This window comes from Microbacterium sp. BLY (assembly GCF_017939615.1).
Classification (GTDB): Bacteria; Actinomycetota; Actinomycetes; order Actinomycetales; family Microbacteriaceae; genus Microbacterium.
In genome coordinates this window covers 1,060,988-1,082,958 of record NZ_JAGKSR010000001.1, presented here as the reverse complement: position 1 = coordinate 1,082,958, position 21,971 = coordinate 1,060,988, and the positions used below count along the sequence as shown (strand labels likewise).

The following is a 21,971-nucleotide window of genomic DNA, read 5'->3' as shown; positions in this document are numbered from 1 at the left end:
CAGTAGGCTGAAGCCATCATGGACGAGTTCATCCGGGGCTTCTGGAACTTCGCGGGGGACTACTGGTGGCTCGTCTTCCCCATCATGGGCATGGCCGGCGGGGCCGCCAAGGCCTGGGAGCGCAGTTCCAAGCGCCGCCACGAACGCCGCCTCGAGACCCTGCGGATGAAGGCCCAGCTGAAGACGGCCGAGATCGAGGCGCGCGCCGCCCGACGACAGGCCCGGCGGGGAGGCCCGACCGTCGTCGACACGACGGCGCCGGTGGCGCCCGACGACCTCATGGCCCGGCTCTTCGCCGAGCACGACGAGATCACCGCGCGCTGGCTCGACTACGAGCTCGACGTCGCCAAGCTCATCGCGTTCCCCGCCATGAGCGACGGCCGCCAGCCGCTCACCGCCGCCTTCCTGCGCGCGAAGAAGACCGCGGACGCGCTGCGCCCGGCCTCGGCCGACGCCCCGCTGACCGAGCAGCAGATCGCCGAGTACCTGCAGGCCGTCGGCGACTACGCGGTCGCCTTCGAGATCGCGGAGAAGGACGCCCGCCGCCTGCGCGACTCCACGTTCACCGAGGCCGAGCGCAAGCGGCTCGACCGCGCGCAGCAGCTCCTCAAGGTCGCCGTGGACGAGTCGGCGACGCAGTCCGAGCGGAACATCGCCTACAAGCGGGTGCGTGAGGAGCTGGACGGACTGATCCTGCTCTCGGACGAGGCCGTGACCGTGCTCGAGAAGCAGGTCGCGAAAGAGCTCCCGTCGGCCCCCGGCGCATCGGCGGATCAGGCCGGCCCCATCCCGCAGCCGCTGCCCGTGACCGACCCGCGGCGGACGGCGGAGGGCGCATGACTCCCGAGAACATCACTGGCCCCGTCGCCGTCCACGCCGAGGCCCCGGTCTGGTGGCCCGGGTGGGGCGGCCTGCGCTGGGTCGACGGCGACGCGGGCGACCTGCTCACCCTCCGCGACGACGGGATCGTCCGCCAGCACGTCGACGACGAGTACCTCGCCTTCTTCCGTCCGCGGACGTCCGGGGGCTTCGTCGCCGTCGGCGCGCGCACCCTGTACCTCGCCGACGGTCCCGACGCGGAGGCCCGTCCCGTCGCGACCCTGCTCGACGACGACGCGGTCCGCATGAACGACGGCTGCTGCGACCCCCGAGGACGACTCCTGGCCGGCTCCATGTCGACCGACTCCACCGAAGGCGCCGGGACCGTGCTGCGCATCGACGCCGCCCTCGACGTGACCACGGTGCTCCCCCGTGTGACCTCGTCCAACGGTGTCAGCTACTCCCCGGACGGCCGCCGCGTGTACTACGTGGACACCGACACCGGCCGGGTCGACGTGTTCGACGTGAACGAGGGCGACCTCCGCGGACGCCGGGTGTTCGCGCACATCCCCGACGACGACGGGGTGCCCGACGGCCTCACGGTCGCCGCTGACGGCAGCGTCTGGGTCGCGCTGTGGGGCGGGAGTCGCGTCCGCGGCTTCGAGCCGAGCGGGGCCGTGCGCGAGGACATCGTGCTGCCGGTGCCGCAGGTCAGCGCCTGCACGTTCGGCGGCGACGACCTCGGCACGCTTTTCATCACGACCTCCGCGCAGGGCCTGCCGTCCGATCACGGCACCGCCGCAGGATCCGTCTTCGCGGTGCGACCGGGGGTCTCCGGCCTCCCGGTCCTCCCCTTCGCCGGCTGACCCGGCTCCGGCACTCGCACCCCCACAGGCACCACTCCCCACACCTGCCTGAACTGGCGTCCTTGCCTGAACCGGCGTCCCTGCCTGAACCGGCGTCCCTGCCTGGTCCCACGCGAACGCCTGAACCCACGGGGCGCTCACGCGACAGGCGCTCGCGCGGCAACAGGCACCACTCCCCACACCCGCCTGAACTGGCGTCTCTGCCTGAACCCGCGCGGACGCCTGAGCCGGCGGGCTACCCCCGGACTCAGGCGCTCGCGCGGCAACAGGCACCACTCCCCACACCCGCCTGAACTGGCGTCTCTGCCTGCGCGCGGGCGTCCGGGTGAGGCCTCTACCCGGGACACGGTTGCACTCAGCGGAAGGAACCGTGCCCCGGGCACAGGCCTCACCCGAGACGGACCCGCTCCGTGCGCTGATGCTGGCGGCCGAGCCGCTCGATCTCGATGATCATCTCGTCGCCGTCCTGCAGGTACGGGAATCGGCCCGACAGCGCGACCCCCTGCGGGGTGCCGGTGTTGATGACGTCGCCGGGCTCGAGCACGAGGTAGTGGCTGAGCTCGTGCACCAGCTGCAGCACCGGGAAGATCATGTCGGCGGTGGAGGAGTCCTGCCGCGGCTCCCCGTTGACGAACGACCGAAGGCGCAACGCCTGGGGATCGATCTCGTCGGCGGGGACCAGTGCGGGGCCGAGAGGGTTGAAGGTCTCGGAGCACTTCCCCTTCGACCACTGCCCGCCGGAGACCTCCAGCTGGTACGCCCGCTCGGACACGTCGTTCGAGATGGTGTAGCCGGCGATCACGTCGCGCGCGGCATCCGCGGAGGGCAGGTACCGCGCCGTGCGACCGATGACGACCGCGAGCTCGACCTCCCAGTCCACCTTCTCGGCACCCGGCGGCAGGAGCACGACGTCGTCCGGCCCCACGACCGTGTTCGGGTGCTTGAAGAACACCACCGGGTGTGCGGGCGGCTCGGAGCCCGACTCCGCCGCGTGCGCCGCGTAGTTCTGGCCGATGCAGATCACCGCGGTCGGCCGGGCCACAGGGGCACCGACGCGCAGTCCCGCGGTCTCCGCCTCCGGAAGCGAGCCGTCGGCGAGCGCCGCGCGCACCCGGGCGATGCCGTCCGCGGCGAGGAAGGCCCCGTCGATATCGGCGGTGAGCGCGACGAGATCGCGCACCACGCCCTCGTCGTCGCGGACGTACGGGTGTTCGTGACCGATCGGGCCCAGTCGCAGCAGTTCCATGGGATCCTCCGGTCAGCGCGCGGCGGCGAAGGTCGGGTTGACGATGGGCACGGCCTCGCCCGCCAGGGAGCGGATCACGTTCTCGGCGGCGTGCACAGGCAGGTCGGCGAGGGCCTCCGGCGAGTACCAGGCGGCGTGGGGGGTGAGCAGCACCCGGTCGAGCGCGCGCAGGGGAGAATCCGCCGGGAGGGGCTCCTCGGCGAAGACGTCGAGCGCGGCTCCGGCGAGGTGGCCGTCACGGAGGGACGCGGCCAGAGCGTCCTCGTCGATGAGGGGGCCGCGGCAGGTGTTCACGACCACGGCGCCCGGCTTCATCGTCGCGAGGGCATCCGCGTCGATGAGGTGCCGAGTCTCGTCGGTGAGCGGTACGTGCAGCGTGAGGATGTCGGCGCGCGCGATCGCCGTCGGGATGTCGACGGGTTCGCAGCCTGCGTCGCGCACGGCCTCGTCGGAGGCGTACGGGTCGGCGACGAGCACGCGGAAGCCGAGGGCCCGGCAGCCGCGGGCGACGATCGACCCGATGCGTCCGAAGCCCAGGACGGAGACGGTCGTCGTGGACGGGCGGACCGCGAGCGGGCGGGCGTCGACGGCCTTCCAGACCCCGTCGCGTACGGCACGGTCGTAGGCGGAGAGCCCCCGCGCCTGCGTCATGATCATCGCGACGGTGTGCGCGGCGACCTCTTCGATGCAGTAGCTCGGCGTGTTCGCGACGGCGATGCCGCGGGCGGTCGCGGCTTCGACGTCGATCATGTCGTAGCCGATGCCCACCCGGCTGATGAAGCGGAGGTTCGGCAGGCGGTCCATGAGGTCGCCGTCGATGCGCGCCCACTGCACGACCAGCGCTTCGGCGTCGGCCCCGGCGGCGGCGATGTCGTCCGGGCTCCCGGAGGCCGCCCGTTCCGCACGGAGGCCGGCGGCGCGGAGGGTGTCTTCGATGACGGTTCCCGGGAGGTCGCAGTCGGTGACGAGGATGAGCGGCGCGGTCATGGATGCGATGCTATAGCATCTAGCAACTTCTCGTACAGCGCTGTCCGGAGAGCCGGTTGTTGCTATAGCGTTTAGTCATGACTGTTCGCCGCGCACTCGTCACGGGCGCCAGTTCCGGCATCGGAACCGCCGCCGCCCTCGAACTCGCCCGCGAGGGCGTCGCCCTCTGGATCACGTACGCCGGTCGTGAGGCCGAAGCCACACGCGCCGCGGAGGAGTGCCGCGCCGCGGGCTCCCCCGACGTCCGGGTGTCCCGGCTCGACCTGCGCGACCCCGACTCGATCGCCGCGCTCATCGCCGAGATCACCGCCGCGTGGGGCGACCTCCACGTGCTGGTCAACAACGGTGGCGTCTGCCCCTACACCCCCTACCCCGAGATCGACATCGAGGAGTGGGACTTCGTCCTGGAGACCAACGCCCGCGGCACCTTCCTCCTCACCCGCGCGGCGCTCCCCCTGCTCCGCGCCGCGGGCGGCGACCGCTCCGTCATCAACATCGCCTCGATCGCCGGCCAGGTGGGCGCGCTGCAGACGGGCATCCACTACGCGGCGAGCAAGGGGGCGATCCTCGCGATCACGCGCAGCTTCGCCCGGCACCTCGCCACCGAGGGCATCCGCGTCAACGCCGTCACGCCCGGCCCGGTCGCCAGCGCGATCACCGACCAGCTCCAGGGCGAAGGCCGCGCGAAGCTCGAGGCGGGGATCCCACTCGGCGCCTTCGGCCAGCCGGAGGACGTCGCCTGGATCATCGCATCGCTCGCCTCGGAGCGGGCCCGCTTCATCACCGGAGCCACCTACGACGTCAACGGAGGAGTACGCATTGACTGACCGCACCACCCAGGACCGTTCCGCCCTCGACACCGTGCAGGCGCAGCTCGACGCCTTCAACGCCCACGACCTCGACGCCTTCGTCGCGACCTATGCCGACGACGCCGTGGTCACCGGGGTCGCGCCGGAGCCGCTCGTCGGGTCGGCCGCGATCCGCGCCTTCTACGAGCCGCGGCTGCAGAACCCGGAACTCTCCTGCGTCATCGACACGAGCGTGCTCTTCGGCTCCCGCTGGGTCGTCGCGCAGGAGCGCGTCATCAACGCCGGCGTCGCGACGGAAACCATCGCCACCTTCGACGTGGTCGACGGCGTGATCTCCCGGGCGTCGATGCTCAAGGCCTGACCCGCCTCGGATCGCCCGATGGCTGTATCTGCGGCCGAGATGGGACCGTTCGGGCGATCCGAAAGAAGTCAGTGGTGCTCGGGGAGCACCGGGGAGGACCAGCCGGGGTCGCGCCCGAGCTGAGCGGCGCGGGAGACCGAGTCCGCGCCGTAGCGGTCGCGCAGCGTATCGAGCACGCTGTCGAGGCGGGACTCGTCTCCCCAGTCGATCGGCAGCTCGGGCGGCACGCGGTCCGCGGCGTCGAGCTGCGACAGCGAGAGGCCGAGCAGGGTGATGCCGCGACCGCTGATCTCCGGCTGCGCCGCGGCGAGGAGCGCACGGGCGACCGCCAGCAGCTGGGCCGTGCGGTCGGTCGGGGCACGGAGCGACCGGGAACGGGTGGCCTTCGCGAAGTCGCCGAAGCGCAGCCGCAGCACCACCGTGCGGCACACGCGGTCGCCGTCGCGGAGGCGCCGACCGAGCCGGTCGACGATCTGGGTGAGGATGACGTCGAGCTCCTCCGGCGACCGCGGACGGACGCCGAGCGCCCGCTGCGACCCGATCGATCCCCGGCGCCTGGTCGTGTCCACGGGGCGGGGGTCCCGCAGACGGGCGAGCGCATGGACGTGCGCTCCGGTGGCCTTGCCGAGCATCCGCTCCGCCGTCGCCGCCTCGAGCTCCGCGAGCTGGCCGACCGTGCGGATGCCGTAACGGTGCAGCTTCTCCGCCGTCACCGCTCCGACGCCCCACAGCCGCTCGACGGGGAGCGGCAGGAGGAACTCCTCCTCCCGGTCGGGTTCGACGACGAGGAGGCCGTCGGGCTTGCTCACGGCGCTCGCGACCTTGGCGAGGAACTTCGTGCGGGCGACGCCGACCGAGATCGCCAGGCCCGCCTCGGCGCGCACGCGCTCCCGCAACCGGACGGCGATGGCCTCGGGAGTACCGGCGATCCGCCGCATCCCGCCGACCTCGAGGAACGCCTCATCGATGGAGAGCCCCTCCACGAGCGGAGTGGTGTCGCGGAAGATGCGGAACACCTCCTTGCTGGCCGCGGAGTAGGCCTCCATCCGCGGCGGGACGACCACCGCGTCGGGGCACAGCTCCCGCGCCTGCCGGCCGCCCATCGCCGTGCGGACGCCCCGTGCCTTCGCCTCGTAGCTCGCGGCCAGCACGACCCCGCCGCCGACGATCACCGGACGCCCGCGGAGCTCGGGCGCATCACGCTGCTCGACCGAGGCGTAGAACGCATCGAGATCGGCGTGCAGCACCGTCGCTTCCCCGCGCATCCCGTTCTCCCGTCGACGAAGCGGATCGTCGCACGGACCAGGGACACCGGCGTGGTGGGGCTCAGGGAGCGGGCGGCGCGTCGAAGCGCTCCCGCAGCGCGGGGTCGAGGGTGATGTCCCCGAACGATGCCGTCCAGGCGCCGTCGACCGCGATGGACTGGCCGGAGAGGTAGGGCGCCTCATCGGAGAGCAGGAACGCGGTGACCGCGGCGACCTCCTCCGCACGGGCGATGCGTCCCATCGGCGGACCCTCCGCGAGCAGGCGCTCCTCCGCCGCAGGGTCGGCCGCCCGCGCGATCTGCGCCTCCAGGTGCGGAGTGCGCACGCCGCCCGGCGCGACGGTGTTCGCTCGTATGCCCAGTCCGCCATATGTCACGGCGACACTGCGGCTCAGGGCGTCGATGCCGCCCTTCGTGAACTCGTAGGCGGCGTGATCGACGAAGCTCGACCGCCCGTGGATCGAGCCGATGTTCACGATCGCCCCGGCCACGCCCTGATCGAGGAACGCCGTGACCGCCGCCGAGCACCCCCAGAGGTAGCCGAAGCCGTTGATGTCGACGATCTCCCGCACGACCGTCTCGTCGAGCTCGTGCAGCGGCGTGCGCTTCGTGATGCCCGCGTTGTTGACCCAGCCCGCCAGCGGAGCCCGGGCACGCGCGGCGGCGGCGGCACGCTCATGGGCGCTCCGATCAGCGGCGTCGCCGAGCACGACCTCGGCGACGATGCCCTCCTCCACGGTCCCGGAGCCGGGCGAGCGTTCGAGCCCGACCACGATCCAGCCGTCGGCGGTGAGCCGCTCGGCCACCGCGCGGCCGATGCCCTTGCCGCTGCCGGTCACCACGACGCTGCGCGGGGAAGGTGTCATGTTAGTCCCTCTCGAATCGGAAGACGGCGGGATCCAGACCGAAGCCGAGCCCGGGTGCCGCGGGAGGCGTCACGGTGCCCGCGAACCGCGGTCCGCCGGTGATGAACGACGGCGCGGGATCGTAGGGGTTCACGCCGCGGGCGAAGGTCTCGACCTGGATGCCGAGGTGCGCCGTGACCTCGGGATAGACGTGTCCGGACACGGTGACACCGCGCTCCGTCGCCCACGCGATGAGCTCGCGCGCGGGAGTGATGCCGCCGATCGCGACGACGTCGACGCGCAGCGCGTCGACCTCTCCCACCTCCACCAGGGCACGGAGCACGGCGGGGTCGGTCACCTCGTCGCCCACCGCCACGGGCAGCCCGGTCTCGCGCCGGATGCGGGCGACACCGGCCGCGTCCTCGGGGAGCAAGGGGTCTTCCAACCAGGCCAGGCGCGGCTCGCCCCACTGCGCGACCTCCGCCACCGCGGCCTCCGCGTCGGGCCAGCCGAAGCCCACGTCCACCACCAGTCCGGTCGACGACGGCAGCTCCGCGCCGAGGATCGCCAGCAGCTCGCGCATGTATGCCGGATCGGGAATGCGCGAGATCTTCACCTGCGCCCACCCGTCCGCCTGCGCGAGCACCTCGTCCGCGACCTCCCGCGGCGTGCGCTGCGGGGAGGGATACGCGGCGACGAGCATCCCCTCCCGCGGGGCGTCACCGGTGCCGAGCAGGGTCCACAGCGGCACGCCGGCGCGACGGGCCGCGATGTCCCACAGGGCGATGTCGACCAGGCCGATGGCCCGCCGCACGAGCCCCACCCGTCCGACGATCGCACTGCCGCGGAGCATGCGGTCCCATGCGGCCCCCGGGTCGTCGGCGTCGAGCCCCTCCGCGTGCGGGGCCACGAGGCGCTCGACGATCTCCGCCATCGGCGCTTCGCGCGACAGGCAGTAGGCGACGCCGGTGGTGCCGTCGTCCGCCGTCACCTGCACGGCGGAGTACTCCCGTCGCGTGACCGTCATCGCGCCGAGCTGCAGCGGTGCCGGAAGGGGGAGGACCGCCGTGGCCGTGTCGATCCGGGCGACGGCAGTCATTCGGGCTTCTTCGCGAGGGGCACGCCGTAGTCCACCATGAACCCGCCGTCGACGTACAGGGTCTGCCCGTTCATGTAGCGCGACTGATCCGACACGAGGAAGCTCACGGCCGCGGCGATCTCACTCGCGTCGGCGAGGCGCTTCGCGGGGATGCGGGACAGGATCGTGTCGAGGCTCAGCGTCCCCTGCTCCACGCCCTGACGGAAGACGCCGGTGTCGACATAGCCCGGGGCGACGGCGTTGACTCGGACACCGCGCGCCGCCCACTCCGCTCCGGCCGTGGAGGTGAGTCCGATGACGGCGGCCTTGGTCGTGGCATACGGCGCCCGCCCCGCGGAGCCGCGGGAGGAGATGGAGGAGATGTTGACGATGCGGCCCTCGCCCCGGTCGAGCATGCGCTTCCCGGCGGCCTGGAGCGCCGAGAACACCCCGTGCAGGTTCACGTCGACGACCGCGGACCACTCGTCCCACGTGAGGTCTTCGATCCCGCGATGACGCTGGATGCCGGCGTTGTTCACGAGCACCTCGATGGGCCCGAGCTCCGCCTCGATCTCGCCGAAGACCCGGTCGACGGCGGCGTGGTCGGTCACGTCGAGCTCCCGCCACAGGATCCCGGCGGGGTTCTCGCCCGCGGTGAGGCCGGGCACGCGGTCGGTCGCGACGACGAGGTAGCCGTCCGCGGAGAGCCGCTGTCCGATCTCCCAGCCGATGCCGGCCGAGCCTCCGGTGACGATGGCGACGGGGCGCACGGTCATGTCTCTCCTCTACCTCGGGGATTTGCTATAGCAACTCTATCCCGTCCGGATCGCGCGGGTGGCGGTGATTCGGCCGGAAATTACGATTCGAAAGCGGGACTACCCCAGCAGCCCGGCCACGACCGACACGGCGTGGGACTCCAGGAGCTCCAGGGCGCCGGGGGCCAGCGGCGTCTGCCAGGACTGATAGGCGCCGCGCTCGTAGGCCTCGCGGGTCGGGAGGTAGACGAACCCCGGACCGTTGGTGAGGTTCATCACCACGATCGGCGTCTCCGGGAACCGCGTCCGCAGGGTCGTCTGCAGCCGCGAGTAGGCCTCGCCCGGATGCGCCACGATCACGGCGTCTCCGAGCCGCCACGCCCACACCGGATGCGACACGGTCGGCCCGTTGATGTAGCCGTCACGGAGGTTCCTGGCCCGTCCGAGGCGCTCCTCCCGCGAGCGGGGATCGATGTCCTTCCACTCCTCGGCGAGCTCGTCCAGGGTGGGCAGGTCGCGCAGCGGCAGCTCGACCGCCCAGACGATTCCCGCTGCCCCGTCGCCGCCGTCCGCGGGTGTCCCGGTCCAGATCGCGAGCGGAGCCCCCGACTCCACGACGCCGTCCAGCGTCAGCTCCTCGCCGGGCACCGGCAAGCCGTCCAGCGCCGCGAGCACCGCGTGCCCGAGCGCGCGTCCGTGCCGGTCGGCCACCGTGACATCGCCCGTGTACTGCTCCCGCGGGGCCAGCTCGCCCGAGGCCCCCTGCACGAACAGGCACGGTGCACCGGTGGCCGCCTCCACGATCTCGCGCATCGCGCCGACGTAGTCCGGCGACACCTCGCGGTTCTGCCAGGCCAGCGTCGTCGGATGGCAGGCGTAGTTCACCAGCGTCGCCCGCACCTCCCCGTCGATGCTGATCCGGCCGATGGTCACCGTGTCGTCGGCGGTGCCCTGGGGGTTGTACCCGACGAGCGCGCGGCCGTCGAGGTCGAGTTCGCGCTCCGCCGCGAGGGTGCAGGTGCCCGTCGTCCACTCGATGAGCCCCGGTCGGGCGGTCTCCAGCGCCTCGCGCCCGGCCGCGATGCCCGCCGCCGACAGCGACTCCAGATACCCCGGGATGAGCTCCCCGCCCGGCAGGTGCGCGTCCGCGGCGCAGAGCACGGCCCCCGCGTGGGTGTGCGAGAGGGAGAGCATGAGCTGGTCGGGCTCGAGGCCCAGACCGTCGAGGATCGCGCCACGCACGCCCTGCTCATCGGCGACCCGGCGCCACCACGTGCCGTCGACGGCGAGCAGCACCCGCGGGCGCTCGTCCGCGGCGACCACGGCGAGCGCGGTCAGCGCGAACGGCCGGTGCGCCCCCTCGGAGCGCTCCCAGTCGGCGGGCCCCCAGTTCTTGGCGCGGATGCCGACGGGCGGCGTGATGTCGCGCCGGGCGACCCCGATGCGCGCCCGCGTGCGGGGGATGCGGATGCGGTCTCCGAGGTGCGTCGCCGCTGCGGTGTCGTTCACGGGTGGTCCTCCCTGATGTCCATGATGCCGTCGGTCACGCGCTCGTCAGCACGTCCGCGATGACGACGCGCGGTCCGGCCTCGGGCAGCGCGGTCTCGACGCCGCGCTCGACCGTGTCGCTGTACAGCAGCGTCGAGGGCTCGGCGAATCCGTCCGCCAGGCGCAGTCGTCCGCCGACGAATTGGCTGCCGGTGACGCGGGCGTGGTTGACGCCGGTGCCGATGTCGAGGTGCGCCGCGCCCTGGGGCACCGTCGAGGTGACCCCGCTCACCCGCCAGGTGACGACGCCGGCACCGGCGGCCCTGCCCAGCAGAGCCCCGTCCGTGCGTTCCGTGGAGATCTCGACGCCGTCCAGAGCGACGAGCTGATCGCGCACGGCGGTCGCGCTCAGGCGCACGTCGCGCACCGAGCCGCCGCGGATGGTGACCTTGGAGGCGCCGAGCTCGACGGGTGCACCCGCCGCCGGGCCGCTGAGGCGGCAGTCCACGAACTCGACCGGACCCGACCCGCGGGCCTTCACCCCGTCCATTCCGGTGATCGTGCAGTCCACGAAGCGCACGGGAGCCGTGACCGGGGTCTGCACGAGCACCTGGTCCTTCGGCAGCGCGAAGGTCGAGTCCGAGATCACGGTCGGCCGCGACGAGCGCTGCGACCGCTGGCCGATCGCCAGCAGCCCCGCGGTGCACCCGCGCACCTGGGCACCGTCGGCGTTGATGGTCATGGTCGCCTGCGGATCGAAGGTCGAGCGCGTGATCACCCGCACGTTCTCCAGCGTCAGATCGCTGATCTTGGTGCCGGCGACGAACCAGGAGCAGACGTGGTCCCGCACCGTGATGCGCTTGGCGGCGGTGCCCCACTGCGCACCGGAGTTGGCGATGTCCATGAGCCCGGAGTTGCCGATGAAGGTGAGGTCGTGCTCGTACTGCCCGTGCGTGGTGAAGGGGTTTCCGCCCTGGTCGTCCCCGTCGCCGTGGCAGTTCTCGACGAGGCAGTACGCGCTGGCGGTGAGGTCGTTCAGGTGCCGGGCGTTCGACGAGGTGCAGTCGCTCACGCGCCCGTAGAGGCTGTAGATCTGCTGCGTGAGGTAGCCGGCACCGCCGTAGAACACGGTCGGCGGGTTCTCGACCGAGCAGCGTTCCGTCGTGAAGTGCGTGTTCCAGCGCCGCATGATGACGGGCCACCAGGTGCGGCTCGCATGCACGTCGGCGACGTCGCAGTGGATCGCGTACTCGAAGGCGATCGGGTGCGAGCCGGTGAGCTCCCGCGAGTCGGGGAAGGAGCCGTCGGTGGGACCGTCGAACGGTCCGGCGCCGAGGAACCGCATGTTCGTGATGCGGACGCCCGCGACCGGTTCCATCTGCCGCCAGATGAGCTTCCGTCCCTTGTCCAGCGGCCAGCCGTTGAGGTAGTCGATGCGGATGTGGGTGCCGTCGATCTGCTGCGTCACCTGCACGAAGCGCTGCAGCTCGCGTTCATCCGCCCCTCCTCCGGCGACCGGGTCGCACTGCACCGCCCACCAGGAGCCGACGGGGAACCGGGACGCATCCGGCACCGCCACCGCGTCGGTCAGCTCCGGCCAGGGCTCGGCCAGCGCGTGCTCGACCGTGACGTCCTTCGACGTCCCGGTGAAGAACATCACCGCGCCGAACGGATTGTCGTGGGTGTTCTTCTCGATGCCGTCGGTCGTGATGAGGTGTCCGCCGAAGTCGATCTCGACGTACGACCGGGTGAAGCGGTGTCGTCGTCGGAACAGCAGGTCGGTGCTCGCCTCGATCCGGCGGATACGGGGATCGTTCACCATCGCCGCGAGCGCGTCGTCGGCCGGCTTCTCCGGTCCCGTGATGCCGAAGACCCGGAAGTCGACCGTCCCGTCGTGCTGCAGGAGCCAGCGCGTGTCGCGTTTCCCGGCGATCACCGTGCCACCGTTGGGCGTGGTCTTCGCGTTCTCGCTGCCGACGTACACGAGCAGCCCGGCGTCGCCGGGCTTCCGGTATCCGGCGACGATCGCCATCTCGCCGTCGCGGGCGCGGAGGCGTCCGAGGTCGGCGACGGTCTCCGCTCGTGTGACGTCCTTCGCGCCGGCGGCGACGGGCGCGGCCTGCGCGGGTGCCGCGCTGGCGAGCGCTCCGGCGGTGCCGAGCGCGATGGCGCCGAGCCCGGCCATAAGCGCCCGGCGGCCGGTGGACCGCACCGCCTCACCGGTTCCCGCGGCATCCGCGGACGAACCCGTCTCCTGATCCGCGATGGTCATCATCGTCCTCCTCGTCCGGCGGTCGTCGCGGGGACCGCGCCCGTCTGCCCGCCCTGCGCCTGCCAGAGCGCCGCGGCCTGCGCGCGCCGTCGGCGCTCGAGGACCGGGTCCGCGATGGGGATGGCCGCCATGAGCCCGCGCGTGTACTCGTGCTGCGGGTTCGCGAAGAGCGCGTCGCGCGCCCCGATCTCCACGATGCGGCCCTGCTGCATCACGGCGACCGTCGAGGACATGTACCGGATGACCGCGAGATCGTGGCTGATGAAGAGATAGGTGAGGCCGAGCTCGGTCTGCAACTCGCGGAGCAGGTTGAGCACCTGCGCCTGGATCGACACGTCGAGCGCCGACACCGATTCGTCGAGCACGAGGAACTCCGGCTCCAGCACGAGCGACCGTGCGATGGAGACGCGCTGGCACTGGCCGCCCGACATCGAGCGCGGCAGCCGGTGCGCGAACTCCTCGTCCAGGCGCACCCGGTGCATGGCCTCGCGCACCTTCTCGGCGCGGGAGGCGCGGGTGCCGATGCCGTGGGCGCGCAGCGGCGCCTCGATGATCTCCGCGACGGTCTGGCGCCGGTTCAGGGCCGAGAACGGATCCTGGAACACCATCTGCATGCGCTTGCGCAGCCGCCGCAGCTCCTCGCCGTGGAGGTCGTGCGGCCGCTGACCGTCGAAGACGACCGTCCCGCCGTCGATGCCGCCGAGCGCGAGCACGGCCTTCGACACGGTCGACTTGCCGGAGCCGGACTCGCCCACGAGCCCCACGGTCTCGCCGCGGCGGATCTGGAACGACACGTCGTCGACCGCGGTCACCCGGCGTCCGGAGCCGAGGGTGAACACCTTGGACACGCCCTGCACGTCGACCAGCACGTCGCCGGACTCGCGCGCCCGGTCGATCGCGCTGATCGATCCCGCCTCGGCGAGCGGTTCCGTCCCGCGTTCGAGCACCTCGGCGGCGGTGCGGATGGGCTGCTGCACGTCGACCGTGAGGTCGACGACCGCGCCGAGCAGCGCTTTCGTGTACGGGTGCTCGGGGGCCGCGTAGATGCGGTCGACGGGGCCCTCCTCGACCACGCGCCCGTGCCGCATCACGTGGATGCGCTCGCAGAACCCGGCGGCGACGCCGAGGTCGTGCGTGATCAGCACCACCGCGGTGCCGTGGTCCTCCGCGAGGCGGTCGAGCAGGTCAATGATCCGGGACTGCGTCGTCACGTCGAGGGCCGTGGTCGGCTCGTCCGCGATGAGCACGGCGGGCCGGGACGACATGGCCATCGCGATCATGACGCGCTGCCGCATCCCGCCGGAGAACTCGTGCGGGTACTGGCTGAGACGCTCTTCGGGCAGCGGCACCCCGACCTCGGTCAGCAGTTCGACGGCCCGGGCGCGGGCGGCCGCCGCCGAGACCCGGTCGTGCAGCCGGATCGCCTCGACGAGCTGGTGCCCGATCGTGCGGACCGGGTTCAGCGACGACATCGGGTCCTGATAGACCATCGCGATCTCGCCGCCGCGCACGCGCGTCATCTCGCGTGGGCGCAGCGTGAGTAGTTCGCGATCGCGTAGCCGGACGCTGCCGCCGAGGGCAGCCCCGTCGTTCAGCCGCATGATCGACAGCGCCGTGAGCGACTTGCCGGAGCCGGATTCGCCGACGAGGCCGATGCGCTCCCCGGGGCGCACCGCGAACGTGATGCCCTGGACGGGCATGACGTCGCCGTAGGAGACGGTGAGGTCCTGCACCTGCAGGACGGGCGTGACGTCGGTCATCGGCCCTTCCCCTTCCGATCGCCGCCGAACTGGTCGGCGAGCACGTTGAGCAGCCAGATGGTGACGAAGATGAACAGGGCGGGGAACAGCACGTACCCGATCGACTGGTACATCTTCTGGTAGCCCTGCTGCACGAGCGTGCCCCAGGTGGCCTCGGGCGGCGCGATGCCGAGTCCGACGAAGCTCATCGACGCCTCCAGGAGGATCGCGTTGGCGGCGTTGATGGCCGCCTGCACGACGATCGGTCCCTTGGCGTTCGGCAGCACCTCGGCGAAGAGCAGTCGGCGACGGGTGGATCCGAATGCCACCGCGGCGGTGAAGTAGTCCTCCTGCAGTTCGCTGAGCACTGACGACCGGACGAGCCGCGCGGTGGTCGGCGTGAGGAGCACCCCGATGATCACGGCGAGCTTGACGGGGTCGGCACCGAACGCGGAGATGAAGACGAGCGCGAAGAGGATCTGCGGGATCGCCATGACCGTGTCGGCGAGGCGCATGAGGATCTCGTCGATCCAGCCGCGGCCGAACGCCGCCGCCATGCCCCACGCGATGCCGAGGACCATGGCCACGAGGGTCGCGCCCCCGGCGATGAACACGGTGAGCTGGCCGCCGAAGAGGACGCGGCTGAAGAGGTCGCGACCCAGCTCGTCGGTCCCGAAGAGGTGCGCCGCCGAGGGACCGGCGAACCGGTCGGGCGACTGCGCCGCGGGGTCGTACGGGGCCAGGAGCGGGGCGAGCACGCAGGCCAGGACGATGATCGCCAGCAGCCCCAGCGGGATCCAGGAGGCGACGGCGACCCGTCGCCGCGGACGCGCCGAGCGCAGCGCGAGGGTGAGGGTGTCAGCCACGGCTGCTCCTTGCACGAAGACGCGGGTCGAGCACCCCGTAGAGGAGGTCGACGATGAGCGTGGTGAGGATGAACATCGCGGAGATCAGCAGCACGACCGACTGCAGCACCGCGTAGTCCCGCTTGAAGACGGCGTCGATCGCGAGCGACCCGAGGCCGGGGACGCCGAACACGTACTCCACGATCACCACTCCGCCGAGGGTGTAGCCGACGATCAGGCCGAGCATCGTGAGCCCGGGGATCAGGGCGTTGCGGAGTGCGTGGCCGAGCACGACGCCGCTCGCCGACTGCCCCTTGCCCTTCGCGGTGCGGATGTAGGGGGCGTCCAGCACCTCGACCATCGACGCGCGGAGGAACCGCATGAGCAGCGGCGCCGCCGCGAAGGCGAGGGTGAGACCCGGCAGGATCATGCGCACGAGGTTCTCGGCGGGGTCCTCCGCGAACGGCGTGTAGCCGCGGGCCGGCAGCACCTTGAGCTGCACGGCGAACACGACGATGAGCACGATGCCGATGAGGAACTGGGGAAGGGCCATGCCCGCGGTCGAGATCGCGGTGAGCACCCGGTCGACCACGCCGAGCGGGCGCAGCGAGGCGAACACGGCGGCCGGGGTGGCGATGAGCACGGCCAGGAGCACGCCGATGAGCGTGAGCTCCAGCGTCGCGGGCAGGCGCTGGGCGATGAGTTCCGTCACCGAGTACTGGTTGAAGTACGACTGACCGAAGTCGCCCGTGAAGACGCCGCCGATCCAGCGCAGGTACTGCTCGATGATCGGGGCGTCGAGGCCGGCCTCCTCCCGGAGCCGGGCGATGGTCTCGGCATCCACGCCCGGCGTCGAGCCGAGGCGGGTGATGACGGGGTCGCCCGGCAGCAGCCGGAGCACGACGAAGACGAGGAGCGAGGTGGCGATCAGCATCGCGATGCTGATCGCCACCCGCCGGAGGACGGAGAGGACCACGTCAGCCCTTCAGCTGCGCGCCCTCGAGGTGCAGCTGTCCGCCGCCCTCGACCCACACGCCGTCGACCGCCGTGCTGGTGGCGGTAACGACCGTCGACTGCAGGGGCACGATGAGCGGCACCTGCTCGTTGATGATGGTCTGCACGGTGCCCCACTTCTCGGCCCGCGCGGTCTCGTCCGGCTCGGCCACCGCATCGGCGAACGCCGTCTGGAAGTCGGGGTCCACCCAGTTGCACTCGCAGCGGCCCTCGAGATAGAAGTTCAGCGAGTAGGCCGGCTCGGGCGGCGTGGACTGGAAGTTCGGCACGATGTACCCGGGGTAGCTCTTGCCCGCGGGGTAGAACGCGTCGACCCAGGTGCCGATGTCGTTGTTGTCGATCTTCAGCGTGATGCCGATCTCCTTCAGGCTCGCCTGCAGGATCTCGCCGCTCGTGTTCCACTCGGGGTACTGCCCGGCCACACCCCACCAGGTGAGCGTGCTGCCCTCGGTCACCCCGGCCTCGGCGAACAGCTCCTTCGCCTTGTCGAGGTCGTAGGAGTAGTCGGTCAGCTCGCCGCCGAACCAGGGGTTGACCTCGCCGAGCGCGTTGTTCGTCGGCGAGACCGTGCCCTGGCCGTAGTACGCCGCGTCGAGGATCGCCTCGCGGTCGATCGCGTACGCGAGGGCCTGCCGGGCACGCACGTCGTCGAAGGGCGGCGAGGTCGTGTCGATCTCCCACGACGGCCACTGGCTGGGGTTCTCGGGCTTCACCAGGGCGATGTCGCCGCCCTCCAGCCCCGCCACGTCGCCCTGGGGCACCGACCACAGCACGTCGATGTCGCCCGAGCGGAGGCCGGTGACGGCGGCCGTGGACTCGGCGGCCTTCACGATCGTGATCTCGTCGAGCGCCGGTGCCTCGCCGAAGTACTCCGGGTTGGGGACGAGCGTGAGGCTGTCGTCGGGGGTGAAGGCATCCACCACGTAGGGACCCGTGCCGATGGGCTCCTTGTCGATCGTGTCGAGCGCGTCGACGTCGATCATCTTCACCCAGACGATGCCCGCGGGGAAGGTCGCGATGGGCTCGGACAGCGTCAGCACGACGGTCTTCTCGTCCGGCGCGGTGACGTCGGTGACCATGGAGATCTTGTTCTTCTCCTGCGTCGCCGTCTCCGGGTCGAGGTAGTAGTCAAACGCGGCCACCGCGTCCTCCGCGGTGAAGTCCTCGCCGTTCGAGAAGGTGACGCCGTCGCGGAGGGTGAACGTCCAGGTCTTCTGGTCGTCCGAGGCCTCCCAGCTCTCGGCGAGATCGCCGACGACCTCGCCGGATTCGTCGGTCTTGGTGAGGCCGTTCCACAGCAGCGGGAACAGCACCTCCTCCCACGCGAAGGTGCGGATGGCGGGGTTGAGCTGCGGGATGCCCTGCGCGGCGGCGACGGTGAGGGTGCCGCCGTCCTGCGCCTGGCCGTCGGGGGTGGATGAGGTGCTGCAGCCTGCGGTGATGAGCGCGGCGGTCAGCAGCACTGCTGCTCCGCCGAGCCGAACACGACGACGCGACATGGGTGCCTCCAAGGTCGGGTGGTGCTTCGGGTAAGGGTGTTGCGCTATAGCATGTAGCAAAAGCGGGTGGCCGTCTAGAGCGAATCGGACCGGCGGGGTCACGTTCTCGTCACGGCCGCCGGTCCGGTCCTCTCATCGGGTTCGCGAGGTCGACTCCGGGGCGAGCGCGGGCGCCGTGGTGAAGTCGCTGCGCCGGCTGAGCACGAAGGCGATCGTGGCTCCGAGCAGGGTGAGCCCGGAGATCAGGAGCAGGCCCCAGATGGCCGATCCCGTCGTCTCGCTGATCCAGCCGATGGCGTAGGGCCCCGCGAACCCGGCGAGGTTGCCCACCGAGTTGATGAAGGCGAGACCCGCCGCGGCCGCCGTCCCGGTGAGCACCATCGGCGGCAGACTCCAGAACAGCGGGGTCGTGGAGAACAGGGCCGACATCCCCACGCACAGCGCCACGAGGGCGAGCACCGGCGTGCCCTGCGCCGCCACCGCCGCGATGAGCGAGAGCGCGGTGATGGTGAGCGTGATACCGATCTGCAGCGGGATGTTGCCCTGCTTCCGGGCGGCACGCTCCCACGGCAGCATCACGAGGGCCGCGCACAGGTTCGGCAGCGCCACGAGCCACCCCGTGGTCGCGTTCGAGAAGTCGCCCATGCTCTTCACGATCGTCGGCAGCCACATCCCCAGGCCGTAGGCACCGAATACGACGCCGAAGAAGAGCACGATGAGAGTCCAGAGGCGGCCGTTGCGGAAGACCTCGCCCAGGCGGAGGCGCCCGTGCCGCTGCTCGGTCGCCTGCGTCTCCGCGGCGAGCGTGTCGGTGATCCAGCGCTGCTCGGCGGGGTTCAGCCACCGTGCGTCCTGCGGACGGTCGGGCAGCCAGAAGAACACGACGAAGGCGAGGAGCACCGCAGGGATCCCCTGCAGCAGGAAGACGAGCTGCCAGCCGTCCAGCCCCCACAGTCCGTGCAGCTCCAGCATCCAGCCGGACAGCGGTGCGGCGACCGCGTTGGCGATCGGGTTCGACAGCACGAACACGGCGAGCACCTGCGTGCGGTACTGCCGCGGGAACCAGAGGGTGAGGTAGAGCAGCACGCCGGGGAAGAACCCGGCCTCGGCGATGCCGAGGATGAAGCGGGCGATCGCGAACTGCGTCGCGTCCTGCACGAAGGCGGTGAGGGCGGCGACGATGCCCCACGAGATCATGATGCGGGCGATCCACTTGCGGGCGCCGAACTTCTCGAGGAGCAGGTTGCTCGGCACCTCGAACAGCAAGTAGCCAATGAAGAAGATGCCGGCCGCGAAGCCGAACGCCGCCTCGGTGATCTGCAGGGCCGCGGTCATCTCCAGCTTCGCGAAGCCCGCGTTGTTCCGGTCGATGTAGGCGACGAGGTAGAGCAGTCCGAGGAACGGCCCCAGCCTCCAGATCGCCTTCTTCATGGCGGCGGCTCCCACCGCGTCCTCCGCGGCGCGCGCCTGCGCGAGCGTCTCTCTGCCGGACATGACAACTCCTTCGTCATCGATTGCGAGTTTTGCTATAGCATCTAGCACCGCGCGGCTCCTGTCCAGTCCCCTGCTGATGCCATAGCATCGACCGAGCGAAGGAGCCCGCTCGACGAGTGCCGGGCCACGCGAGATCGAGAAGGGCCCCGGATGCGCAGCGTGTCGGATCAGAACATCGCCGAACAGGTCACCGACGAGCTGCGGGCGGCGATCCACTCGGGCGAGCTCGCGCCCGGCGAACGCCTCGTGGAGCGCAAACTCGCCGACCGTCTCGGCGTCAGCCACATCCCCGTGCGCGAGGCCCTCACGCGCCTGGCCGAGGAGCGCCTCATCACCCGGGAGCCCCGCCGCGGAGCCCGTGTCGCCCAGCTCAGCGCGCAGGACCTGGAGGAGATCTCCAGCCTGCGGATCGTGCTCGAGCAGTTCATGGCCATCCGGGTGCAGGAGCGGTGGAACGACGAGTCGGCGGCGCGGCTCGGAGCGATCATCCAGGCGATGGCCGACGCGGCCCCCGGAGACGTGGACGAGGTGCTGCGGCAGGACCGCCTCTTCCACGAGACGCTCGCCGCCCTCGCCGAGCACCGGTTCCTCGACGAGCTCAGCGCACAGCTCCGCGGTCGCATCGCCGGGTTCATCCACGCCGCCAACTCGGCCCTCGACCCTGCCGAGCAGGAGGAGCACGTGCGCAGCCACCAGCAGATCGTCGACGCCATCGCCACGGGTGACCCCGAGCAGGCGCGCGCCGTGATCGCCGAGCACGTCACCCGCGCCGTCCGCCGCATCACCCCCTCGGCGGAGTGAGCGACGACGTGGCGACGCGCACGATCGTCCTCACCGGCGCCTCGGACGGCATCGGCGCCGCCGCCGCCCGCCAACTCGCCTCCTCCCCGCACCGCCTGCTCCTCGTCGGACGCTCACCCGAGAAGATGCGCGCCGTGGCGGACGAAACCGGCGCCGAGTGGTTCACGGCCGACTTCGCGCGCCTCGACGACGTGCGCGCGCTCGCCGGGCAGCTCGCTGACGCCGTGGGCGACACGGGCATCGACGTGCTGGCCAACAACGCCGGCGGCATCTTCGGCGACCGCACCCCTACGGTCGACGGCCACGAGAAGACCATGCAGGTCAACCACCTCGCGCCGTTCCTGCTGACCAACCGCCTGCTGCCGCAGTTGCTCGCCGCCCGCGGCGCCGTCGTCCAGACGTCCAGCGTCGCCCATCGCCTGTTCGGCCACCTCGACGTCGACGACCTCGACAACACCCGCCGGTTCTCCCCGAATAAGGCCTACGGCGATGCCAAGCTCGCGAACGTCCTGATGGCGAAGAGCCTGCATGAGAAGTTCCATGCACAGGGCCTCAGCGCCGTGGCCTTCCACCCCGGCACCGTGGCGACGAACTTCGCCGCGGAATCGTCCAGCATCATGCGCCTCGTCTACCGCACGCCGTTGCGTCGTCTCGTGCTCATCGGCAGCGACCGCGGCGGGGAGACCCTGCGCTGGTTCCTGGAAGGCACCCCCGGCGAGACCTGGATCTCTGGCAGCTACTACGACGAGCGCGCCCTCACCACCCGCGTGAACCCGCAGGTGAACGACCCCGCTCTCGCCGAGGCCCTCTGGCAGCGCAGCGCCGAACTCGTCGGCCTCACCGGGGCCTGAGCAGACGCCGTCTACGCTGGGGCGATGGCGCGCCTCGACTGGACTCAGCTCCCTCCTGCTCTCCGAGCCCGGGTCGAGGAGTTCGCCGGGTCCCCGGTGGCACGGGCCCAGTCGCAGGACGGCGGATTCTCCGCGGGACTGGCCTCACGGCTCACCTTCGCCGACGGACGGCGGCTGTTCGTCAAGGCGGTGCAGGAGTCCGCGGACGGCACGTACGCGCTCTACGTCCGGGAGGCCGAGGTGCTCGGCGCGATCCCCCGCTCCCTGCCCGCCGCGCACCTCGTCGACGCCTTCACCGCGGACGGGTGGGCGGTGCTCCTGATCGAAGACGTGGAGGGTCGTCATCCCGAGCGCTCGGCCGCCTCCCCTGACACCGCGCACGTCCTGGACGCGATCGCCGCCCTGTCCCGTGCCTCGACCCCGGACACCGTTCCCCGTCTCTCGGATGAGTTGCAGGACGACTCCGGCTCCTGGCGACGACTGGAGGAGGCCGGGTTGCTGCAGACGACCACGCCGTGGTGCGCGCAGAACGTCGACCTCCTCCGCACGGCGGCGGAACGGGTGGGCACCGCCGTCGCGGGCGATCGGCTCCTGCACGCCGACCTCAGAGCCGACAACATCCTCATCGAGGCCTCCGGCCGCGCACGACTGCTCGACTGGCCGTGGGCGGCCCGCGGTGCGGGGTGGGAGGACGCCCTCCTTTACCTGCTCGACCTCCGGGTCGAGGACGCCGCGGCCGACGTCCGCCCGCTGCTCGACCATCCCGTCTTCGCCGGGTCCGACACGGCGGACCACATCGCGCTCCTGTCCGCCGCGGGAGGCGCTTGGTTCGAGAAGTGCCGTCTCCCTGCGCCGGCCGGGATGACGACGCTCCGCGACTTCCAGCGCCGCGAGGCCATCGCCGCCACCGACTGGATCGCCGAGCTCGTCCGCTGACC

20 protein-coding genes are annotated in these 21,971 nt (G+C 71.4%); 7 read left to right on the top strand and 13 right to left on the bottom strand.

Annotated features, from left to right (window positions below):
* Nucleotides 1-18: 18 nt before the first annotated feature.
* Together KAF39_RS05480 and KAF39_RS05475 are read left to right on the top strand one after the other, a co-directional pair.
* Complete coding sequence (locus KAF39_RS05480) at nucleotides 19-840, top strand: hypothetical protein (protein WP_210676316.1); 822 nt, start codon at nucleotides 19-21, stop codon at nucleotides 838-840.
* Nucleotides 837-1,685: an SMP-30/gluconolactonase/LRE family protein gene (locus KAF39_RS05475; protein WP_210676315.1), complete on the top strand. Its 849-nt coding sequence runs from the start codon at nucleotides 837-839 to the stop codon at nucleotides 1,683-1,685. Before KAF39_RS05480 ends, KAF39_RS05475 begins: the two co-directional genes overlap by 4 nt.
* Nucleotides 1,686-2,073: 388 nt before the next feature.
* On the opposite strand, the gene KAF39_RS05470 is transcribed toward KAF39_RS05475, so the two are convergent.
* Complete coding sequence (locus KAF39_RS05470) at nucleotides 2,074-2,931, bottom strand: fumarylacetoacetate hydrolase family protein (RefSeq protein WP_210676314.1); 858 nt, start codon at nucleotides 2,929-2,931, stop codon at nucleotides 2,074-2,076.
* A 12-nt stretch (nucleotides 2,932-2,943) separates the two neighbouring features.
* The gene (locus KAF39_RS05465; protein WP_210676313.1) at nucleotides 2,944-3,918 is read right to left on the bottom strand and encodes a C-terminal binding protein; all 975 of its coding nucleotides are present in this window, start codon (nucleotides 3,916-3,918) and stop codon (nucleotides 2,944-2,946) included.
* Between the two features lie 77 nt (nucleotides 3,919-3,995).
* Between KAF39_RS05465 and KAF39_RS05460 the strand changes: the two genes are divergently transcribed.
* Together KAF39_RS05460 and KAF39_RS05455 are read left to right on the top strand one after the other, a co-directional pair.
* Entirely contained in the window at nucleotides 3,996-4,745 is a 750-nt protein-coding gene (locus KAF39_RS05460) for an SDR family NAD(P)-dependent oxidoreductase (protein ID WP_210676312.1), read from the top strand.
* Complete coding sequence (locus KAF39_RS05455; protein ID WP_210676311.1) at nucleotides 4,738-5,088, top strand: nuclear transport factor 2 family protein; 351 nt, start codon at nucleotides 4,738-4,740, stop codon at nucleotides 5,086-5,088. Before KAF39_RS05460 ends, KAF39_RS05455 begins: the two co-directional genes overlap by 8 nt.
* A 68-nt stretch (nucleotides 5,089-5,156) precedes the next feature.
* Here the strand turns inward: KAF39_RS05455 and dinB are convergent, their stop codons facing one another.
* The 11 genes from dinB to KAF39_RS05400 all read right to left on the bottom strand — a co-directional run bounded on the left by dinB (nucleotide 5,157) and on the right by KAF39_RS05400 (nucleotide 19,381).
* The gene (dinB, locus tag KAF39_RS05450) at nucleotides 5,157-6,353 is read right to left on the bottom strand and encodes a DNA polymerase IV (protein WP_210676310.1); all 1,197 of its coding nucleotides are present in this window, start codon (nucleotides 6,351-6,353) and stop codon (nucleotides 5,157-5,159) included.
* 61 nt (nucleotides 6,354-6,414) lie between these two features.
* Nucleotides 6,415-7,218 (bottom strand): SDR family NAD(P)-dependent oxidoreductase, encoded by an 804-nt coding sequence (locus tag KAF39_RS05445; protein ID WP_210676309.1) that lies wholly within the window; start codon nucleotides 7,216-7,218, stop codon nucleotides 6,415-6,417.
* 1 nt (nucleotide 7,219) lies between these two features.
* A complete protein-coding gene (locus KAF39_RS05440; RefSeq protein WP_210676308.1) occupies nucleotides 7,220-8,296 on the bottom strand; it encodes an enolase C-terminal domain-like protein in 1,077 nt (358 codons plus the stop codon).
* Nucleotides 8,293-9,051: an SDR family NAD(P)-dependent oxidoreductase gene (locus tag KAF39_RS05435; protein ID WP_210676307.1), complete on the bottom strand. Its 759-nt coding sequence runs from the start codon at nucleotides 9,049-9,051 to the stop codon at nucleotides 8,293-8,295. The genes KAF39_RS05440 and KAF39_RS05435 overlap by 4 nt, the downstream gene beginning before the upstream one ends.
* A 99-nt stretch (nucleotides 9,052-9,150) precedes the next feature.
* Nucleotides 9,151-10,539: a hypothetical protein gene (locus KAF39_RS05430; protein ID WP_210676306.1), complete on the bottom strand. Its 1,389-nt coding sequence runs from the start codon at nucleotides 10,537-10,539 to the stop codon at nucleotides 9,151-9,153.
* Nucleotides 10,540-10,573: 34 nt separating this feature from the next.
* The gene (locus tag KAF39_RS05425) at nucleotides 10,574-12,790 is read right to left on the bottom strand and encodes a peptidase C14 (protein ID WP_246878239.1); all 2,217 of its coding nucleotides are present in this window, start codon (nucleotides 12,788-12,790) and stop codon (nucleotides 10,574-10,576) included.
* Nucleotides 12,790-14,550 carry an ABC transporter ATP-binding protein gene (locus KAF39_RS05420; protein WP_210676305.1) on the bottom strand — a complete coding sequence of 587 codons (1,761 nt, stop codon included), beginning with the start codon at nucleotides 14,548-14,550 and terminating at the stop codon, nucleotides 12,790-12,792. The genes KAF39_RS05425 and KAF39_RS05420 overlap by 1 nt, the downstream gene beginning before the upstream one ends.
* A complete protein-coding gene (locus KAF39_RS15925) occupies nucleotides 14,547-15,395 on the bottom strand; it encodes an ABC transporter permease (protein ID WP_210676304.1) in 849 nt (282 codons plus the stop codon). Before KAF39_RS15925 ends, KAF39_RS05420 begins: the two co-directional genes overlap by 4 nt.
* Nucleotides 15,388-16,350 (bottom strand): ABC transporter permease, encoded by a 963-nt coding sequence (locus KAF39_RS05410; RefSeq protein WP_210676303.1) that lies wholly within the window; start codon nucleotides 16,348-16,350, stop codon nucleotides 15,388-15,390. The genes KAF39_RS15925 and KAF39_RS05410 overlap by 8 nt, the downstream gene beginning before the upstream one ends.
* 1 nt (nucleotide 16,351) lies before the next feature.
* The gene (locus KAF39_RS05405; RefSeq protein ID WP_210676302.1) at nucleotides 16,352-17,887 is read right to left on the bottom strand and encodes an ABC transporter substrate-binding protein; all 1,536 of its coding nucleotides are present in this window, start codon (nucleotides 17,885-17,887) and stop codon (nucleotides 16,352-16,354) included.
* Between the two features lie 132 nt (nucleotides 17,888-18,019).
* The gene (locus KAF39_RS05400) at nucleotides 18,020-19,381 is read right to left on the bottom strand and encodes an MFS transporter (RefSeq protein ID WP_210676301.1); all 1,362 of its coding nucleotides are present in this window, start codon (nucleotides 19,379-19,381) and stop codon (nucleotides 18,020-18,022) included.
* A gap of 150 nt (nucleotides 19,382-19,531) precedes the next feature.
* Between KAF39_RS05400 and KAF39_RS05395 the strand changes: the two genes are divergently transcribed.
* The 3 genes from KAF39_RS05395 to KAF39_RS05385 are packed head-to-tail and all read left to right on the top strand — an operon-like array spanning nucleotide 19,532 to nucleotide 21,969.
* Nucleotides 19,532-20,182, top strand: a complete 651-nt coding sequence (locus KAF39_RS05395) for a GntR family transcriptional regulator (RefSeq protein WP_210676300.1) — start codon at nucleotides 19,532-19,534, stop codon at nucleotides 20,180-20,182.
* Nucleotides 20,179-21,033, top strand: a complete 855-nt coding sequence (locus KAF39_RS05390; protein WP_307805090.1) for an SDR family NAD(P)-dependent oxidoreductase — start codon at nucleotides 20,179-20,181, stop codon at nucleotides 21,031-21,033. The genes KAF39_RS05395 and KAF39_RS05390 overlap by 4 nt, the downstream gene beginning before the upstream one ends.
* 24 nt (nucleotides 21,034-21,057) lie before the next feature.
* Nucleotides 21,058-21,969 carry a phosphotransferase gene (locus KAF39_RS05385; protein ID WP_210676299.1) on the top strand — a complete coding sequence of 304 codons (912 nt, stop codon included), beginning with the start codon at nucleotides 21,058-21,060 and terminating at the stop codon, nucleotides 21,967-21,969.
* Nucleotides 21,970-21,971 lie beyond the last annotated feature (2 nt).

Bases quoted from the DNA above. Each gene is read 5' to 3' on its own strand.
- KAF39_RS05440 (WP_210676308.1), bottom strand. From the start codon at position 8,296: ATGACTGCCGTCGCCCGGATCGACACGGCCACGGCGGTCCTCCCCCTT.
- KAF39_RS05470 (WP_210676314.1), bottom strand. From the start codon at position 2,931: ATGGAACTGCTGCGACTGGGCCCGATCGGTCACGAACACCCGTACGTC.
- KAF39_RS05475 (WP_210676315.1), top strand. From the start codon at position 837: ATGACTCCCGAGAACATCACTGGCCCCGTCGCCGTCCACGCCGAGGCC.
- dinB (WP_210676310.1), bottom strand. From the start codon at position 6,353: ATGCGCGGGGAAGCGACGGTGCTGCACGCCGATCTCGATGCGTTCTAC.
- KAF39_RS05420 (WP_210676305.1), bottom strand. From the start codon at position 14,550: ATGACCGACGTCACGCCCGTCCTGCAGGTGCAGGACCTCACCGTCTCC.
- KAF39_RS05405 (WP_210676302.1), bottom strand. From the start codon at position 17,887: ATGTCGCGTCGTCGTGTTCGGCTCGGCGGAGCAGCAGTGCTGCTGACC.
- KAF39_RS05400 (WP_210676301.1), bottom strand. From the start codon at position 19,381: ATGTCCGGCAGAGAGACGCTCGCGCAGGCGCGCGCCGCGGAGGACGCG.
- KAF39_RS05465 (WP_210676313.1), bottom strand. From the start codon at position 3,918: ATGACCGCGCCGCTCATCCTCGTCACCGACTGCGACCTCCCGGGAACC.
- KAF39_RS05425 (WP_246878239.1), bottom strand. From the start codon at position 12,790: ATGACCATCGCGGATCAGGAGACGGGTTCGTCCGCGGATGCCGCGGGA.
- KAF39_RS05460 (WP_210676312.1), top strand. From the start codon at position 3,996: ATGACTGTTCGCCGCGCACTCGTCACGGGCGCCAGTTCCGGCATCGGA.
- KAF39_RS05480 (WP_210676316.1), top strand. From the start codon at position 19: ATGGACGAGTTCATCCGGGGCTTCTGGAACTTCGCGGGGGACTACTGG.
- KAF39_RS05435 (WP_210676307.1), bottom strand. From the start codon at position 9,051: ATGACCGTGCGCCCCGTCGCCATCGTCACCGGAGGCTCGGCCGGCATC.
- KAF39_RS05445 (WP_210676309.1), bottom strand. From the start codon at position 7,218: ATGACACCTTCCCCGCGCAGCGTCGTGGTGACCGGCAGCGGCAAGGGC.
- KAF39_RS05385 (WP_210676299.1), top strand. From the start codon at position 21,058: ATGGCGCGCCTCGACTGGACTCAGCTCCCTCCTGCTCTCCGAGCCCGG.
- KAF39_RS05395 (WP_210676300.1), top strand. From the start codon at position 19,532: ATGCGCAGCGTGTCGGATCAGAACATCGCCGAACAGGTCACCGACGAG.